Genomic DNA, 15,482 nt, shown 5'->3' on the forward strand with positions numbered 1-15,482 from the left:
CCTTGTACCGCGACACGAAAGGTCATCCGTGACAGCACCCGAACAGCATTTCGACCCCGCATCCCATGACAGCCGCGCCTTCCGCGACGCGCTGGGGCGGTTCGGCACCGGCGTCACCGTTGTCACCTGCGCCACGCCCGACGGTCCGCTGGGCATCACCGCCAACAGCTTTGCCAGCGTGTCGCTCGACCCGCCGCTGGTGCTCTGGGCGCCCGCCAAGGCGTCGTCGCGCTATCCGTTCTACTCCGCCGCCGATCATTTCGCGATCCACGTAATGGGTGCGGAGCAATCGGCGCTCTGCACGGGGTTCGCGCGCAGCGGCGATGCCTTCGACCGCTTCGACTGGGAGGAAAGCGAAAGCGGCGTGCCCCTGCTGGGGGGCTGCCTCGCGCGGTTCGAATGCACCCGCACCGCCGAACACGATGCCGGAGACCACACGATCATCGTCGCCCGCGTCACCCGGGTCAGCACCCGCGCCGGCGAGCCACTGCTGTTCTTCGGCGGCAGCTACGGCGGCTTTGCCCCGACGGATTGAGTCCCGCAGACGTCCGCACGGGCGGATAAGGGCGCGCCGCGGCAGCACCCCCTATACATCCGCGTCAAGACGGACTAGGGCAGCGCCTTGGCCGACCGACCGGCCGCGACACTTCTCAAGGCTGCCATGATCCAGACCCTCGCCGACGCCCTGGCCGAAAAAGGCTACGATACGCTCACCCCGGTGCAGGAGGCGGTGACCGATCCCGCGCTTGCGGGCCGCGACATGCTGGTCTCGGCGCAGACCGGATCTGGCAAGACAGTGGGCTTCGGCCTCGCCATCGCCGACACGCTGCTGGACGGCGCAGAGCATATGGGTCCCGCCGCCGCCCCGCTGGCGCTGATCGTGGCCCCCACCCGCGAACTGGCCTTCCAGGTCATGCGCGAGATCACCTGGCTCTACGCCCGCACCGGGGCCGTCGTCGCCACCTGCGTCGGCGGCATGGACATGCGCGGCGAAAAGCGCAGCCTCGAACGCGGCGCGCATATCGTGGTGGGCACGCCGGGCCGCCTGCGCGACCACATCCAGCGCGGATCTCTGGACCTCGGGTCCATCCGTGCCGTGGTGCTGGACGAGGCCGACGAGATGCTCGACCTCGGCTTTCGCGAAGACCTCGAATTCATGCTCTCCGCCGCGCCCGAAGACCGGCGCACGCTGATGTTCTCGGCCACCGTTCCCAAGATGATCGCGACGCTGGCGCAGACCTACCAGACCGACGCCGCACGGGTGAACACCGCCACCGGCGCGTCGCAGCATGCCGACATCACCTACCAGGCGTTGAACGTCGCCCAGCACGACGTCGAACACGCGGTGATCAACCTGCTTCTGTTTCATGACGCGCAGAACGCCATCGTCTTCGCCAACACCCGCGCCATGGTCGCGCGGCTGACCGCCCGCCTGGCCAACCGCGGCTTTGCCGTGGTGTCGCTGTCCGGCGAGTTGTCGCAGTCCGAACGCACCCACGCGCTGCAAGCCATGCGCGACGGTCGCGCCCGCGTCTGCGTCGCGACCGACGTCGCCGCCCGCGGCATCGACCTGCCCAACCTCGATCTCGTGGTGCATGCGGAACTGCCCAGCAACTCCGAAACACTGCTGCACCGCTCGGGCCGGACAGGGCGCGCCGGGCGCAAGGGCCTGTCGGCGCTGATCGTGCCGCCCAAGGTCCGGTCTAAGGCCACGCGCCTGCTGAAATTCGCCAAGCTCACCGCCGACTGGACCGTGCCGCCCTCGGTCGACGACATCGCCCGGCGCGAGGAAGAGCGGCTCATGAACGATCCCGCCTGGACCGAAGCCCCGTCCGAGGCCGAAGCCGCCTTTGCCGCCAAGCTCACCGAGCGGTTCACGCCCGACCAGATCGCCGCCGCCTATCTGCGGCTCTACCAGTCCCGCCGCTCCGCGCCCGAGGACCTGTCGCCGCCTGACGCGCGGGAAGCAAAGCCCGAGCGCAAACCACGCGACTTCGGCCCCTCGGTCTGGTTCCGCCTGTCGGTGGGCCGCAACGACCGGGCCGAGCCGCGCTGGCTGCTGCCACTGCTCTGCCGCGCGGGCAATATCGACAAGGACGCGCTTGGCGCGATCCGCATCCAGGACGACGAAAGTTTCGTCGAACTGTCGGCTGATGCGCTGGACCGCTTCACCACCGCCACCGCATCGGGCACGCTCGAGGACGGCATCACCCTGACCCGGCTCGACACCGCGCCCGATCTCGCCGCGCCGCCGCGCCGCGCGCCGAAAGGCGACACGCCCCGGCGCGAAGGGCCGAAACCACATCGCGGCAAACCGCGCCACCCCGACCACGGTCACGCAACGAAGCCTGCAGATGCGGCACCTTCAAGCAAGCCCGCCAATGTCGCGCCCGCGCAGCCGACTCCGGTCGCCACAGAACCCAAACCCGCCGCAAAATCGGCACCGCGCAAATCCGGCGCTGCACATCCGGCGCCGAAGACCGAGGCGAAGTATTCCAAGCCCGGCAAGAAGCCCTTCGAAAAGTCCGGCAAGGCCCCGGGCGGTCCCGGCGGCAAGGGCAAACCGCCGTCGAAAGGCAAACCCTGGGACGCCAAGGGCAAACCCGGTGCCGCGAAATCTTCCGGGCCGAGAACCACGGCATCCGAAAAACCGAAACCCAAGGCGTCCGACACCTCCAAACGCTTTACCCCGCCGGGCAGCAAAGCCGGCGGCGGTTCGAAACGCCCTTCCCGGCCGGGCGGCACCGAGGCGCCGCGTCGCAGGAAGTAAGCGTTGCTGCAGCCTCGCTCCGGCTTACATCAACGGACGTGTCGGCAGCTCCGGGTTCTCGATCAGGGCCAGCTCTTCCAGCCGCGCAAGGTTCGGCACGGACAATTTGCCGTCCGACCATGTGGCCAACTGCCGTTCGCGGAGCTTCGCCAAGGTCTTGTTGGTGTGAACGAGCGACAGTCCAAGCGCATCCGCGAGGTCCTGCTGGCGATAGGGCAGCCGCACGAGGTCCCCCGCCGCGGGTGTGGTCGCCTTCAAACGGCGGAAAATGCGGGCCAAAGCCCACGACATACGCTCCAGCGCGGACTTCTGGCCCACCGACGTAAGCGCCTCGCCCAGAAACCGTTCTTCCGTTGCGGCAAGCCAGGCCAGGTCAAAGCCGCGATCCGGAATTGTCCGGAACAGGGACCACAGTTCCTTCCGGTCGAAAACGCAAAGTTTCATCGCGGTGGTCGCTTCGACGGAATGCGTCATCTCTTTCATGACGCCAGCCTGCAAGCCAAGGAAATCTCCCGGAAAAACAAAGGAAATCACCTGTCGGCTGCCGTTTTCCAGAAGCTTGTAGCGCAGCCCCATGCCGCTGAGCGCCGTATAAAGCTGCGGCGCGTTCGACCCTTCCGACAAAAGTGGGGTGCCCGGCTCGACCTCCATCTCGCCGACCTTGAAACGCTGCATGAATTCCAGCGTCTCGGAACTCATCTTGTGAAAGAGATCGGACTTGCGCAGCGGACAATTTATACATTTGACGGACATAATACCCTCTTCCTATGTCCTAGTTTAATGCCTGCTGACGCAGTTCTGTTCCATATGAACCATGGCAACAGTTGAATCGATTCAGATACCGAAGGGAAATCACATGACGCACCGCCAGGGGCGGTCTTTCGCCGTCGTGTGCGCGGAGCCTTTCGTGGGCGAGGACGCCGCCGAAGCGATCGTCGCGGTTTATCCCGATGCGCAGGTCAAGCTGGTACAGTCCCTCGACGATGCCGCCGCTTACCTCGCCGAAAGCGAGGATGTCGGTGGGGCCGTCGTGATTTCTCCGCGCCAGGATATCAGCCGTTCGGGCCTTGCCCTGCAACTGGCGACCTGGGATGCGCCGCTGTTCGTGATCACCAACAAACCGGACGTCCTGGGCGACATGCCCTGCCGTATTTGGCTCGCCAAGCAGCCCTTTACCAACGAAACCATCGCGGAACTTCTCAGGTCCGGAGAGATGGGCGTCTGATGGGACGTTCCAAGCAGGTGCGAAGCGCCGCATAGGATACCGCAACGCGCCTTGCCCCCTGCGTCAGGAGGCCTTGAGCAGCTTGGCGATGCCCGGCTGCTTGCGCGGTCTCTTGGCCAACCCCTTCAGCAATTCGGACAGGTCGGGTTCATCCACCTGCTTTGCCGCCGCTTTCGCGGAAAACCATTTGCGCCGCCGCTCGCCTCGCTCTTTCCAGGTCTTCAAAAGTTTTTCGACCATCATCGGATAGACCCGCACACGGCACGGCACGATCTGCCCGTCATCCATGATCTTGGGATAGCGGTAGGTTCCCAGCAGTTCATTCGAGATATAGCCCTTCGCGCCCGCTTCCTCGAGCGCTTCGATCTCGGCGGCGGCCCAGGGTTTGTAGCCGTCCATCGTCCATCCCTTGGGCATCACCCAACGGCCGGTGTCCCGCGACGTGATCAAAAGGATCTGCAGGTCGTCACGCTTGCTCCAGCGAATGGGCAAAGCTGCGATCTGTTCTCCGGTTTCAGGCATTGCAGTCCATTTTTCTGTTATGTTCTTTCGACCTGCTGCGTCTGGATATGGTATAGCATCCGCAATAAAACGCAAGGAGCAGTAAATTTGTGGATAACTTTTAAACCCTAAATCGGGCTGGTTAGGACAATATGAATTTTTCCATCAACCTTCGTGCATCACCCAATACCGGATAAACGCCCCTGACGCGAAGATTGTTCCGGCGTTTCCTGGCATCACCTTGATCGGATGTGCGACCTGTGGAACAGTCTTGCAAGCCATGCCGCTCAAAATGAGGCAATATGCGGCGTGCTTTTTTCAACTCGCTGTTTTCGCTTTAACACGTTTTTGGATTTCACGCACAATTTCCCGGCGCAAACGGACGTCCGCCAGAGAGCTCAGGCGCAAGGCACACCGGACACGTCGACCTCTGCCCCACGTCCTGAGGAAAAGCTATTCAATTATCGAGAGTCGCATGACCACATACAAAACGCCCGGCGTTTACATCGTTGAAAAGAATGCATTTCCGAATTCGGTCGTCGAGGTGCCAACGGCTGTGCCGGCCTTTCTGGGCTACACGGAACGCGCCGATCGCGACGGCTCGGACCTCACCGGGGTGCCGACGCGGATCAGCAACATGGCAGAGTTCAAGGCTGTTTTCGGCGGTCCGCCCCCGCGCCTGATCTTGCGGACGGTGCGCGCGGACAAGACCGCCGTCTATGCGTACCAAGGCCAGACCTTCTACCTGTTCGACGCGATGCGGATCTTCTTCGACAACGGAGGCGGCCCCTGCTGGATCGTGTCTGTCGGCTCGTATGAAACCGAGAGGCCCGGCAAGGACCAGTTCTCCGACGCGATCTGGTCGGCGCTCGCCGCTGAAGCGGAGCCGACCATGGTTGTCGTGCCCGACGCGGTGGCGCTGGGAAAACCCGACTGCACGGCCATCTCCGAACGGATGATGCGCGAATGCGCCGCGCTGCAATCGCGCGTTGCGATCCTCGATATCTGGAACGGCGACGACCCCGACATCGCCAAGGTCATCTCCGGACCTGACGGGTTCCGCAACACCGTGGAGCTCGGCGATCAGCCCAGCTTTGGCATGGCTTATTATCCGTGGCTCAACACGACACTCACCGTGGCGGAAGAGGTGGATTTCACCAACCTGAGCGACGACAGCCGCAAGACCCTGAAAACCGAGATCGACGCGGAACAGACCCACCTGGCCGAAGCCGCGAACATGGCAGCGGCGGAGCAGGACATCCTCGACATCGTCGCGCGGCTGACCAAACCGCCGTCCGAAGATCACCCTGCGTCAGAGACCCATCAGGCGCTGATGGCGATCAGCCCGCATTACGTCCAAGCGATGCGGGGCGTGCTCAGGGCGATCAACGTGCTGCCGCCCAGCGGCGCCATGGCGGGGGTCATCGCCCGCATCGACAACACTGTCGGCGTGTTCAAGGCGCCGGCCAACACCGGTATCGCGTCGGTCGCCTCGCCCTGCGTGCCGATGTCCTCGGAACAGCAGCAGGATCTGAACATGCCGCTCGACGGCAAGGCGGTGAATGCCATCCGCACCTTCGAAGGGCGCGGCGTGCTAGTCTGGGGGGCACGTACGCTCGACGGCAATTCACAGGATTTCCGCTACATCAACGTGCGCCGCACCCTGATCATGCTGGAACAGTCGATCTTCTACGCCGTGCAAGCCTATGTCTTTTCTCCCAACGACGCAGGCACCTGGCAGACCGTGCAGACCATGATCGCGAATTTTCTCGACGGCCAGTGGAAACAGGGCGCGCTGGCCGGTGCCACACCGGCAGACGCCTATGACGTGAGCGTAGGTCTCGGTTCGACCATGACCGCCAGCGACATCCTCGACGGATACATGCGCGTCACGGTGCGGGTCGCGATCAGCCGCCCGGCGGAATTCATCGTCATCACCTTTCAGCAGAAGATGCAGACATCCTGAGATGTGTGGCCGAAGAATATGGGCCATGGAAGCGACGAAAGCCCTGTCGGGCCGCGTCCGAAGGTCTGCTTCAACGTCGCACCGCACGTCGGGACGCTTGTGACCTGGGCCGATCTGCGCAACGGTATCGCACGCGAACCGGCGCAATCGCGCGTTTCGTGATCCGCCGCCGAAAAAGGGCCGTCGCGCCATGATCGAGTCAAAGTTGACCTTGCGGCCCCGCGCCAGCGAACCGCCCGGACGCACCCGGACGCTTGGCGGGATCGGGCACGTCACGGCAAACTTGTCGGCCTTGGGGTGCCCTGCGCGTGTTCGACCAAGCTGCCATGCCTCCGGCTCAGATCCCCAGCGCAAGCCAAACCTTGTTCGAAAGCGGGTCGTCGAAGATCGGCCCCGCCCCGGCGCGTTACCTCTTCCTGCCGCGGCACGCGCGACCGCTCACTGTTGCAGGGCACATCGCGTGTTTCGCCGCGACAGCGCCGGGCGCGAACGCCACGCCGTCCGCAGTCGAGAGCCCCTGCAAACCGCTGCCCAAAGAAGACCAGACCGGCGCGACAGGGTCGTCGTTCCCCGCACGCGCGCCGGAGCCGTGCAAAGGCCCGCCGCGCCAACCGGCGGAGCCGACCGATGACCCGCAGCGTGCACTACAAACCCTTTCTGAGCCTCGCGCTGCGCCACGGCTACTACACCGGCGGGACCGCCCGCAGCCTCACCCTGGCCCCGACCGCGATCACGGCCAACGTGTTGTCGGGCCATCTGTGCCGCCTGCGCGCCACCCCCGGATTGGCCGAGATCTGGTACGCCGAAGAGACCGGCATCGCCCCGGCGCTGGACTTGCCCGATGGCACGATCCTCGGCTTCACCCTGCCCAGCAGCGATCCGGACTTCTTCGTCGTGACGGAGCCCGTCTGGCCGGGCGAGTTGTCACCGGATGATTGCCTCTACCTCTCGAACAAGGGGCGCACCGCGGACGACCCGGTGTCCCTGCCCGCAACGGGCGCAACGGTCTTGCCGGCGCGGCCGCGCGGCTTTCCGCGGCCCGAGGACGCTTCGGGCCGGCTGAGCCTTGTGCGCTGGTTCGACGACACCGCGGTCTGGCAGGAACCGCAAGGGCTGCCGCCCGCAGCCCCGATCAACCTGTCGGATGTGACGGCGGACGGGCGGTATCTGCTGATGGCGGACGACGCGGTGGTTCTGGACTTTTACCTGACCGCCCTCCCCGCCGCGCAAGTGCCCATTGCGCTGGAACTGGGATGGGCCCCGCCGCGCCACGCAGCGGATCTGCCACGGCGGGCCGAGATCGGGGTCGACGCACGACGCGGAACCTGGGTCTACCACGTCGCATCGTCGGACCCGTTGGAGGAGACGAAACCCCTCCGTATCGTCGACGCTGAAGGCAACAGCCCATTCGGCGAGGGTGTGGTCGAGAAAATCGGCGGATCGCCGGCTGTTACATTCCGCTCTCTGGCACCGCTGGATATTCGGGAAAGCTACTCCGCCGAAGACCGGCTGATGCTGGAAATACACGAAGCCGGCACGCAGGCGCCCAAGACGATCCCGCTGCCGCTTGCCGGGCCGGGGAACATCGCCAAGCGACAGGACCGGTTTGATTTCGAAATGTACGTCACGCTCTGAAAGCTGTCAGAACGCCGGTCTCATGGACACCGGATCAGATAGGTCGATATTCCCGAATCGTGCCTTGGCGCCGGAAAATCGCAGGGCGTGTGCCCCTGTCGGTCGCGCCGGTTCCCGCACGCGGGGACCGTTCCGCCTCAGCCCTTGGCTTCGAGCGCGTCGAGCCGCGCCTTGAGCGCTTCGTTCTCTTCGCGGGCCTTCTGGGCCATCGCCCGCACCGCGTCGAATTCCTCGCGCGTCACGAAATCGCGGTCTGCCAGCCAGCGGTCGATCATGGATTTCATCGCCGTCTCGGCTTCATCCTTGGCGCCCTGAGCCACGCCCATCGCGTTGGTCATCAGCTGGGACAGGTCATCGAACACCTTGTTGCGCGTCTGCATGTCATTCTCCATCTTCGGTTGCCCTCTATATGGAGGCGCAGGGGCAAAGTCTCAAGGTTGACTTCTTTCGCGCGGCATAGTCTCAGATCGCGCATGTATGCCGCGATCCCTTTCCCGCCCCTGTCACCCGAGCTTGTGTCCTTCACGGTTTTCGGGATCGAAATCGCGCTGCGCTGGTACGCGCTGGCCTATATCGCCGGCATCCTGATCGGCTGGCAGCTGGCGGTGGCGACGGTCAAACGCCCGACGCTGTGGCCGCGCGACACGCCGCCGATGACGCCCGCGCAGGTCGAGGAGTTGCTGACCTGGGTCATCCTTGGCGTGATCCTCGGCGGCCGGCTGGGTTTCGTGCTGTTCTACCAGCCGGGCTACTATTTCGCCAATCCGGCCGAGATCCTGATGATCTGGCAGGGCGGCATGTCGTTCCACGGCGGGCTCATCGGCGTGGTGCTCGCGGCGCTGATCTTCGGCCTGCGCCAGGGCCTGCCGGTGGCGTCGATGGCTGACATGATGGCGCTGGCGACACCGCCAGGGCTGCTCTTGGGCCGCATCTCGAACTTCATCAACGCAGAGCTTTGGGGCCGCCCCACCGAGCTGCCCTGGGGCGTGATCTTTCCGGGGGCGGCGGCGCAGGACTGCGGCGCCGCGGTGACCGGCCTGTGCGCGCGCCATCCCTCGCAGCTTTACGAGGCGCTGCTCGAAGGGCTGATCCTCGGCGCGCTGCTGCTTTGGCTGGCGTTCCGCCGTGGTGCGCTGAAACGTCCCGGACTGATCGCCGGGCTGTTCTTCGCGGGTTACGGGCTTGCCCGGTTCCTGGTGGAATTCGTCCGCCAGCCGGATGCGCAGTTCATCTCCGAAGGCAATCCGCTGGGACTTGCCTGGCATGTGGGCGGCTGGGGCCTGACCATGGGTCAGATCCTGTCGCTGCCGATGCTGCTGGGCGGGCTCGCGGTCGTCCTCTGGACGCGCCGCCGCACATGACCGCGCTGCGCGATATCATCGCCGCACAGATCGCCCGGACCGGCCCGCTCACCATCGCGGACTACATGACGCTTTGCCTGCTGCACCCAGAGCATGGTTATTACACCACCGGCAATCCGCTGGGCGCCGCAGGGGATTTCGTCACCGCGCCGGAAATCAGCCAGATGTTCGGCGAATTGCTTGGCCTCGGCCTCGCGCAAAGCTGGCTGGACCAGGGCGCGCCGACGGCCTTCGTGCTGGCCGAACTTGGCCCGGGCCGGGGCACGCTCATGGCCGACATCCTGCGCGCCACGGCAAAGGTGCCCGGGTTTCACGCCGCGGCACGGCTGCACCTCGTCGAAGTGGCGCCGAAACTGCGCGCCGAACAGGCCAGGGCGCTCGCCGCGCGTTCCCCGGCCTGGCACGACAGCGCCGACGCCCTGCCGGACGATTTGCCGCTGTTCCTCGTTGCGAATGAATTCTTCGATGCCCTGCCGATCCGCCAGTTCCTGAAGGACGACACCGGCTGGCGCGAGCGGATGGTCGGGCTGGCAGAGGGTCAACTGGCCTTCGGCCTGACTCAGCCCAGCCGCATCGCCACGCTGGAGCCGCGATGGAACGGCACCGCACAGGGCGACCTGGTCGAGACCTGCGGCGCCGGGGCCGCCATCGCCACCGCCATCGGCACCCGCATCGCGCGGAACGGCGGTTCGGCGCTGATTGTCGACTACGGGCACTGGGCCAGTACCGGCGATACCTTCCAGGCGGTGCGGGCCCATGACAAGACCGACCCGCTGGCTTCGCCGGGCGCTGCCGACCTCACCGCGCATGTGGATTTTGCAGCGCTGGCCGGGGCGGTCCCCTGTGCTCACAGCCCCATGACCGCGCAGGGCGTATTCCTTGAACGGCTGGGAATCGCGCAGCGGGCGCAGGCGCTGGCAGCCGGCCTCGACGGCGAGCGGTTGAGCGCCCATGTAGCGGCACATCGCCGGTTGACCCACCCCGAAGAAATGGGGACGCTGTTCCAGATTCTCGGATTTTTCCCTCAGGGTGCGGCACCGCCGCCCGGACTGGACCCATGACGCTCGAAATCATCACATCCGACGCACTCGCACCGATGCGGCACGGGTTCTTCACCCGCAGGGGTGGCGCGTCCTCGGGAGTCTTCGCTGGGCTGAACTGCGGCACCGGCAGTTCCGACCAGCGCGAAATCGTGCAGATCAACCGCGCCCGCGTCGCCGCGGCGATGGATGTCCCCGAAGAGGCGCTGGTCACGGTCCACCAGGTGCATTCGGCGGATGTCGTCACGGTGTCGGCGCCGCTCAACGGCAGCCGACCCAAGGCCGACGCACTGGTCACCGCGACCCCCGGCATCGCGTTGGCGGTGCTGACGGCCGATTGCCAGCCGGTGCTCTTTGCCGATCCGCAGGCGGGCGTCGTGGGTGCAGCGCATGCGGGCTGGCGCGGCGCGCTCGACGGCGTTCTGGACGCCACCGTGGCGGCGATGACCAACCTCGGCGCGCAGCCCGAAAACATCCGCGCGGTGATCGGCCCGTCGATCAGCCAGCGCGCCTACGAGGTCGGGCCGGAGTTCTTCGAGAGCTTTCTTGACGAGGACCCGCAGAACGGCCGGTTCTTCGCCGGTGGCGAAAACGACCGGATGCATTTCGACCTGCCGGGGTTCGGCCTCTACCGCCTGCGCCAAGCCGGGGTCGGCCTGGCGGAATGGACGCGGCACTGCACCTATTTCGATCCCGAAAGGTTCTATTCCTACCGCCGCGCTACCCACCAAAAAGAAGCGGACTATGGCCGTCTGATGTCGGTCATCCGCCTGTAAGGCCGCCGTTCAGTGCGCGTGGCGCAGGAAGACCGCCGCCCCGCGCCGCGCCGCCATGGCCCAGTCCATCTGGCCGTCGGTTTCCACCGCACAGGGCCGCACCCCGCGCAGCCGCGCCAGAGCCTCGTCCGGTGCCTCTCCGGCCTCGATCATCAGCCGCAACGCCACCATGCCGGACCGCCCGCAGCCGCCCCGGCAATGCACCAGCACCCGGCCGCCGCCCATGAGCGCCCGCACCGCCGAGTCGCGAACCGCGGGCCAGCGCTCTTCGAAATCCGCGTCGGGCGCGCCGAAATCCTCCAGCGGCAGATGCACCCAGCGCGTGCCCTTGTCGTGCAGATGCGCGCCGAGGTCCTGCGCCCCCACCGCCACCATCTCGGCCAGGGTGGTCAGCGACAGCACCATCGCGGGCGCCCAGCCGTGAATATGCTCGAGGTCCCCGGCATAGTCGCCGTCCGATCCGGGCAGCGGCGCGATGGCGAGGATACCGCCGCCGACAGGGACTGCGTGGATCACCGTCATCGGCTCAGAGCCTTTCCGCCCCGAAGGTATCGCAGGCCGCGACCTCGCCCTGTTTGTAGCCGCGCGCGAACCAGCGCGAGCGCTGTTCCGACGTGCCGTGGGTGAAGGTATGCGGCTGCGGCACCCGGCCCGCGCGCTTCTGCAGGTAGTCGTCGCCGATCCGCCGCGCGGCGTTCAGCGCCTCGTCCAGATCGCCCGGCTCCAGCAGCCCGTCCACCGACCGCGCCCAGACGCCCGACAGGCAATCGGCCTGCAATTCCAGCCGCACGGTCAGGGCGTTGGCCTCGGTCTGGCTGGCGCGCTGGCGCAGGGTGTTGACCTCGCCCAGGATACCCAGCTCGTTCTGCACGTGATGCGCGACCTCGTGCGCGATGACGTATGCCGCCGCGAAATCGCCCTTGGCGCCCAGCTGCTGGCTGAGCGTGGCGAAGAAATCGGTGTCGAGATAGGCCTTGGCATCCGCCGGGCAGTAGAACGGCCCGGTGGCGCCGCTGGCCCCGCCGCAAGGCGATTGCGTAACACCGGAATAAAGCACCATGGTCGGGGCCGAGTATTCGGCGCCCAACTGCTCCGCAAAGATGCGGTCCCAGACCCCTTCGGTCGTGCCCAGCACCCGCGCGCTGAAATCCGCCGCCTGCTGTTCGGCCTCGCTCAGATCGCGGGGAGCGGCGCTTTGCTGCGGCACCTGCTGCAGCAGCGGGGTCACGTCGATACCCGCAAAATAGCCGATCGCCAGCACGAGGATCAGGCCGACGCCGCCGATCCCGGCCTTGCCGCCCCCGCCGCTGCGCCGCCGGTCCTCGATGTTTCTGCTGCGCCGAACGCCTCTCAACCGCATGCGATCCCTCCCCGGATCCGTTCCGCGGCGATGATACACGACGCACCCGCGGGGTTAAGCGAAAACTCCCTACCCCGCGAGACTTGCGCGGTTCAGGCGACCCTCTCGGGATGCGCCTCGGCCCAGTCTTCCATCAGCGCGCGCAACCCGTCGTCGGCGGTGGTGCGCATCGACCGGCGCGGCAGCAGCGCCCCGGCCGCGAGCGCCATGTCGAGACAGGCTTCGTAATCGCACGACGTCTCCGCGCGGGCCGGATTGTTGGCGGCCCCGTGCAGGATGGTATCGACCAGCCCGCCGCCGTAGCCGTTCACATGCGCAACGTCCGGGCCAAGGTCGAGAAAAAGCCGCAGCGCCTCCGGCAGCCCGGCCCAGCCCGCCATCTGCACCGGCGTCAACCCCTGCGCATCCGGCTGGTCGAAGGGCAGACCGAGCGCCAGCAGGTGGCGGACATGATCCAGACGGTCCGGCATCGGCACGATCTCGTGCAGGATATCGCGGTAGGCCTCGGGAATATGTGCCGGATCGAGCGCGGAACCGGCGCTGTCCCGCCCCTCCGCAGCGGCCGCCAGAAGCGCCTCCTGCGGGGTCAACGCGACCGCCGCGACGCGCGCCTCGAGCCTCCGCGCCAGCGCCGCATGGCCGTGCACCCGCGCAAAGCCGTAGACCGACGCTCCGCGATACCGCCGCCCCGGATCGGCACCGTGTTTCAGCAACAGATCCACCATCTCCGGGCTGCAGCGCCGGCGCGCCGCCTGGTGCAGCGGCGGGACCACCCAGGGCTGCTCGCCGCCGACCTCGCCCGCGTTGAAGTCGTCGGCACGGGCGCCGTGCGCCAGCAACATCTCCACCGCCGCGACATCGTCGAAATCCATGGCCCGCAGCAGCGCGTTTGTGCCGTGAGGCGTCGCCCCGGCCTCCAGCAACATCCGCAGCCCCTCGTGATGACCGAGCTCGGTCGCGTGATAGAGCGACTCGCCGTCGTCGGGCGACGCGCCCTTGTCCAGGAGCCAGCGCCCCAACGCCATGTTGTCAGCATGGCCGATGGCCCCGTAAAGCGCCGACAGCCGGTGCGGATCGCCGGGATCGGGGGCGAAGCCGTCGTTCACATCGGCACCCGCGGCGACCAGCGCCTCGGCCACGGCGAGCATCTCGGTCTCGAGGTCCGGCCGCGCCTTGATCCAGCGCGAGAACGCCAGGTGCAGGATCGGACGCTTGGTGCCCGCCACGTCCGTGGCCAGCTTCGGCTCCCGAGCGAGGGCCGCGCGCACCGCGTCGATGTCGTAAAGCGCGACCTGCAAACCGAAAAAGCCCTGCGGCAGATCAGGCATTCGCACAAGCAGCGCCTCCGCCACGGCGGCCTGCCCGAGCTGGAGAGCAAGCCCCAGCCTTTGCGCCGCCGCCGCACGGTCGAGGCCGTGCAGCTCTGCCGAAAGCTTCAGTTTCGGCCAGCTGGCAAAGCCGTGCTCGCGGGCGACGACGTGCAGGGCGTCGGCATGTCTGAGCCTTTGCGGATCGGCCTTCGGCAGCACCGTGCGCAGACGGTAGAGCGCGCCGGGCTCGCCGGCGCGGCTCGCGCGGCGCAATGTCTTGGCCTCTCGGCGCAGCCTGTCGGGGGTAAGATCGGGTTCGGGGGCCGTGATACGGGCCATGGCAGGTTCCTCCTGGTGCCGCCCCGGGATCCGCCGTCAGGTGGGGCGCAGAAAAAACCGCATGTGATCGGTTCTCGTAAGCAGGTGCGCGACGCTTTCCGCGGATCGGGCGGCCCCCTGCAGGGCCGGTCCCAAGCCTAGCATCGGCGGCTCATCGGCGCAATCGCGGGATGGCGGGCGGGGCGACGCGCGCCCCGGCGCGCGAGCGGCCGCATGCCGTCCCGCGCCGACCTCAATGCGCCATGAACACCGGCACATCCGTCTGTTCGAGCATGTTGCGCGTGGCACCGCCCAGGATCGCTTCGCGGAACCGCGAATGGCCGTAGGCGCCCATGACGATCATCTGCGCCGCCGTGTCGCCCGCGTGGCGCAACAGCACGTCCGACACCCGGTTCCTGGTCTTGGCGAGGATGTCGATCTCGGCCTTCACGCCGTGGCGCGACAGATACTGCGCCAGCACGCCGCCCGGGTCGGACCGGTTCGGCCCCTGCCGCGGCGGATCGACCAGCACCACGTGCACCCGCTCGGCCCCGCGCAAGAGCGGCATCGCCGCGCGCACCGAACGCAGCGCCTCGGCGCCGCCGTTCCAGGCCACCAGCACCGATTTCGGCGCCACCATGGGCGTCGCGTCGTCGGGCACGACCATCACCGGCGTCAGCCCTTCGAACAGCGCGCCCTCGATCACCGGCTCGAGCTCGACGCCGTGATCCTTGCCATAGGGTTTCGGCAGCACCACGAGGTCCGAGAACCGCGCGCGCCCCGCCACCTGCTGACCGATCTGCGCCAGGATCGCCACATCCTCCTCCACGCCCCAGCGCAGATCGGTCCGGCCCAGCCACTCGCGCGCATGGGCGGCCAGGGCCTCGGCCTCGTCCTGCGCGCGGGCCAGGGTTTCGCGCATCACCATCGCGTTCGCCCCACCGTAGTAATAGCCCTGCTGGGTCCGGTCCACGCCGAGGCAGAGCACGTCCAGATGCGCGTCATGCGCCTGCGTCAGCTCGGCGGCATGTTCCATGGTCAGGTCGCCGAGTTTTTCGTCGCTGAGCACGGTCAGAATGGATTTGAAATGCATGGATCCTCCCTTTCGGTGGTTATGGCCCACCTTGCGCCCGCCACAATGACCGGTCCTTGACATGGGTCAAGCCACACGGCGTCCACGGAACACATCGCACACAAACATCGCGGCTTGACCCAGATCA

The 15,482-nt window shown here is 66.8% G+C and carries 15 protein-coding genes; 8 read left to right on the forward strand and 7 right to left on the reverse strand.

What is annotated here, in order from left to right; all coding sequences use genetic code 11:
• Positions 1-28 precede the first annotated feature (28 nt).
• Positions 29-535, forward strand: a complete 507-nt coding sequence (locus DU478_RS14010) for a flavin reductase family protein (protein WP_114511593.1) — start codon at positions 29-31, stop codon at positions 533-535.
• 126 nt (positions 536-661) lie between these two features.
• Positions 662-2,770 (forward strand): DEAD/DEAH box helicase, encoded by a 2,109-nt coding sequence (locus tag DU478_RS14015; protein WP_114511594.1) that lies wholly within the window; start codon positions 662-664, stop codon positions 2,768-2,770.
• Positions 2,771-2,794: 24 nt separating this feature from the next.
• On the opposite strand, the gene DU478_RS14020 is transcribed toward DU478_RS14015, so the two are convergent.
• Positions 2,795-3,523 carry a Crp/Fnr family transcriptional regulator gene (locus DU478_RS14020; RefSeq protein WP_114511595.1) on the reverse strand — a complete coding sequence of 243 codons (729 nt, stop codon included), beginning with the start codon at positions 3,521-3,523 and terminating at the stop codon, positions 2,795-2,797.
• Between the two features lie 103 nt (positions 3,524-3,626).
• Here DU478_RS14020 and DU478_RS14025 point away from each other — a divergent pair, with 103 nt between their 5' ends.
• Positions 3,627-3,995 (forward strand): hypothetical protein, encoded by a 369-nt coding sequence (locus DU478_RS14025; RefSeq protein ID WP_114511596.1) that lies wholly within the window; start codon positions 3,627-3,629, stop codon positions 3,993-3,995.
• Between the two features lie 63 nt (positions 3,996-4,058).
• Here DU478_RS14025 and DU478_RS14030 read toward each other — a convergent pair whose 3' ends face one another.
• Positions 4,059-4,517, reverse strand: a complete 459-nt coding sequence (locus DU478_RS14030; protein ID WP_114511597.1) for an NUDIX hydrolase — start codon at positions 4,515-4,517, stop codon at positions 4,059-4,061.
• 454 nt (positions 4,518-4,971) lie between these two features.
• Between DU478_RS14030 and DU478_RS14035 the strand changes: the two genes are divergently transcribed.
• Together DU478_RS14035 and DU478_RS14040 are read left to right on the forward strand one after the other, a co-directional pair.
• The gene (locus tag DU478_RS14035) at positions 4,972-6,462 is read left to right on the forward strand and encodes a phage tail sheath family protein (protein ID WP_114511598.1); all 1,491 of its coding nucleotides are present in this window, start codon (positions 4,972-4,974) and stop codon (positions 6,460-6,462) included.
• Between the two features lie 627 nt (positions 6,463-7,089).
• Positions 7,090-8,097 (forward strand): hypothetical protein, encoded by a 1,008-nt coding sequence (locus DU478_RS14040; RefSeq protein WP_114511599.1) that lies wholly within the window; start codon positions 7,090-7,092, stop codon positions 8,095-8,097.
• A 137-nt stretch (positions 8,098-8,234) separates the two neighbouring features.
• Here the strand turns inward: DU478_RS14040 and DU478_RS14045 are convergent, their stop codons facing one another.
• Positions 8,235-8,477: an accessory factor UbiK family protein gene (locus tag DU478_RS14045; protein WP_114511687.1), complete on the reverse strand. Its 243-nt coding sequence runs from the start codon at positions 8,475-8,477 to the stop codon at positions 8,235-8,237.
• Between the two features lie 93 nt (positions 8,478-8,570).
• On the opposite strand from DU478_RS14045, the gene lgt reads away from it, so the two are divergent.
• From lgt to pgeF, 3 genes are read left to right on the forward strand one after another with little or no spacing between them, the layout of a single operon-like run.
• Positions 8,571-9,458 (forward strand): prolipoprotein diacylglyceryl transferase, encoded by an 888-nt coding sequence (gene lgt / locus DU478_RS14050; RefSeq protein WP_114511600.1) that lies wholly within the window; start codon positions 8,571-8,573, stop codon positions 9,456-9,458.
• Positions 9,455-10,519 (forward strand): class I SAM-dependent methyltransferase, encoded by a 1,065-nt coding sequence (locus tag DU478_RS14055; protein WP_114511601.1) that lies wholly within the window; start codon positions 9,455-9,457, stop codon positions 10,517-10,519. Before lgt ends, DU478_RS14055 begins: the two co-directional genes overlap by 4 nt.
• Complete coding sequence (gene pgeF / locus DU478_RS14060; protein ID WP_114511602.1) at positions 10,516-11,274, forward strand: peptidoglycan editing factor PgeF; 759 nt, start codon at positions 10,516-10,518, stop codon at positions 11,272-11,274. The genes DU478_RS14055 and pgeF overlap by 4 nt, the downstream gene beginning before the upstream one ends.
• Before the next feature lie 9 nt (positions 11,275-11,283).
• Here pgeF and DU478_RS14065 read toward each other — a convergent pair whose 3' ends face one another.
• The 4 genes from DU478_RS14065 to DU478_RS14080 all read right to left on the reverse strand — a co-directional run bounded on the left by DU478_RS14065 (position 11,284) and on the right by DU478_RS14080 (position 15,355).
• A complete protein-coding gene (locus tag DU478_RS14065; RefSeq protein WP_114511603.1) occupies positions 11,284-11,796 on the reverse strand; it encodes a protein-tyrosine phosphatase family protein in 513 nt (170 codons plus the stop codon).
• A 4-nt stretch (positions 11,797-11,800) separates the two neighbouring features.
• A complete protein-coding gene (ypfJ, locus tag DU478_RS14070; protein WP_114511604.1) occupies positions 11,801-12,634 on the reverse strand; it encodes a KPN_02809 family neutral zinc metallopeptidase in 834 nt (277 codons plus the stop codon).
• Positions 12,635-12,726: 92 nt separating this feature from the next.
• Positions 12,727-14,283 (reverse strand): ankyrin repeat domain-containing protein, encoded by a 1,557-nt coding sequence (locus tag DU478_RS14075; protein WP_114511605.1) that lies wholly within the window; start codon positions 14,281-14,283, stop codon positions 12,727-12,729.
• Between the two features lie 232 nt (positions 14,284-14,515).
• The gene (locus DU478_RS14080) at positions 14,516-15,355 is read right to left on the reverse strand and encodes a universal stress protein (protein ID WP_114511606.1); all 840 of its coding nucleotides are present in this window, start codon (positions 15,353-15,355) and stop codon (positions 14,516-14,518) included.
• Positions 15,356-15,482 lie beyond the last annotated feature (127 nt).

The organism is Thalassococcus profundi, from assembly GCF_003344785.1.
Classification (GTDB): domain Bacteria; phylum Pseudomonadota; class Alphaproteobacteria; order Rhodobacterales; family Rhodobacteraceae; genus Puniceibacterium; species Puniceibacterium profundi.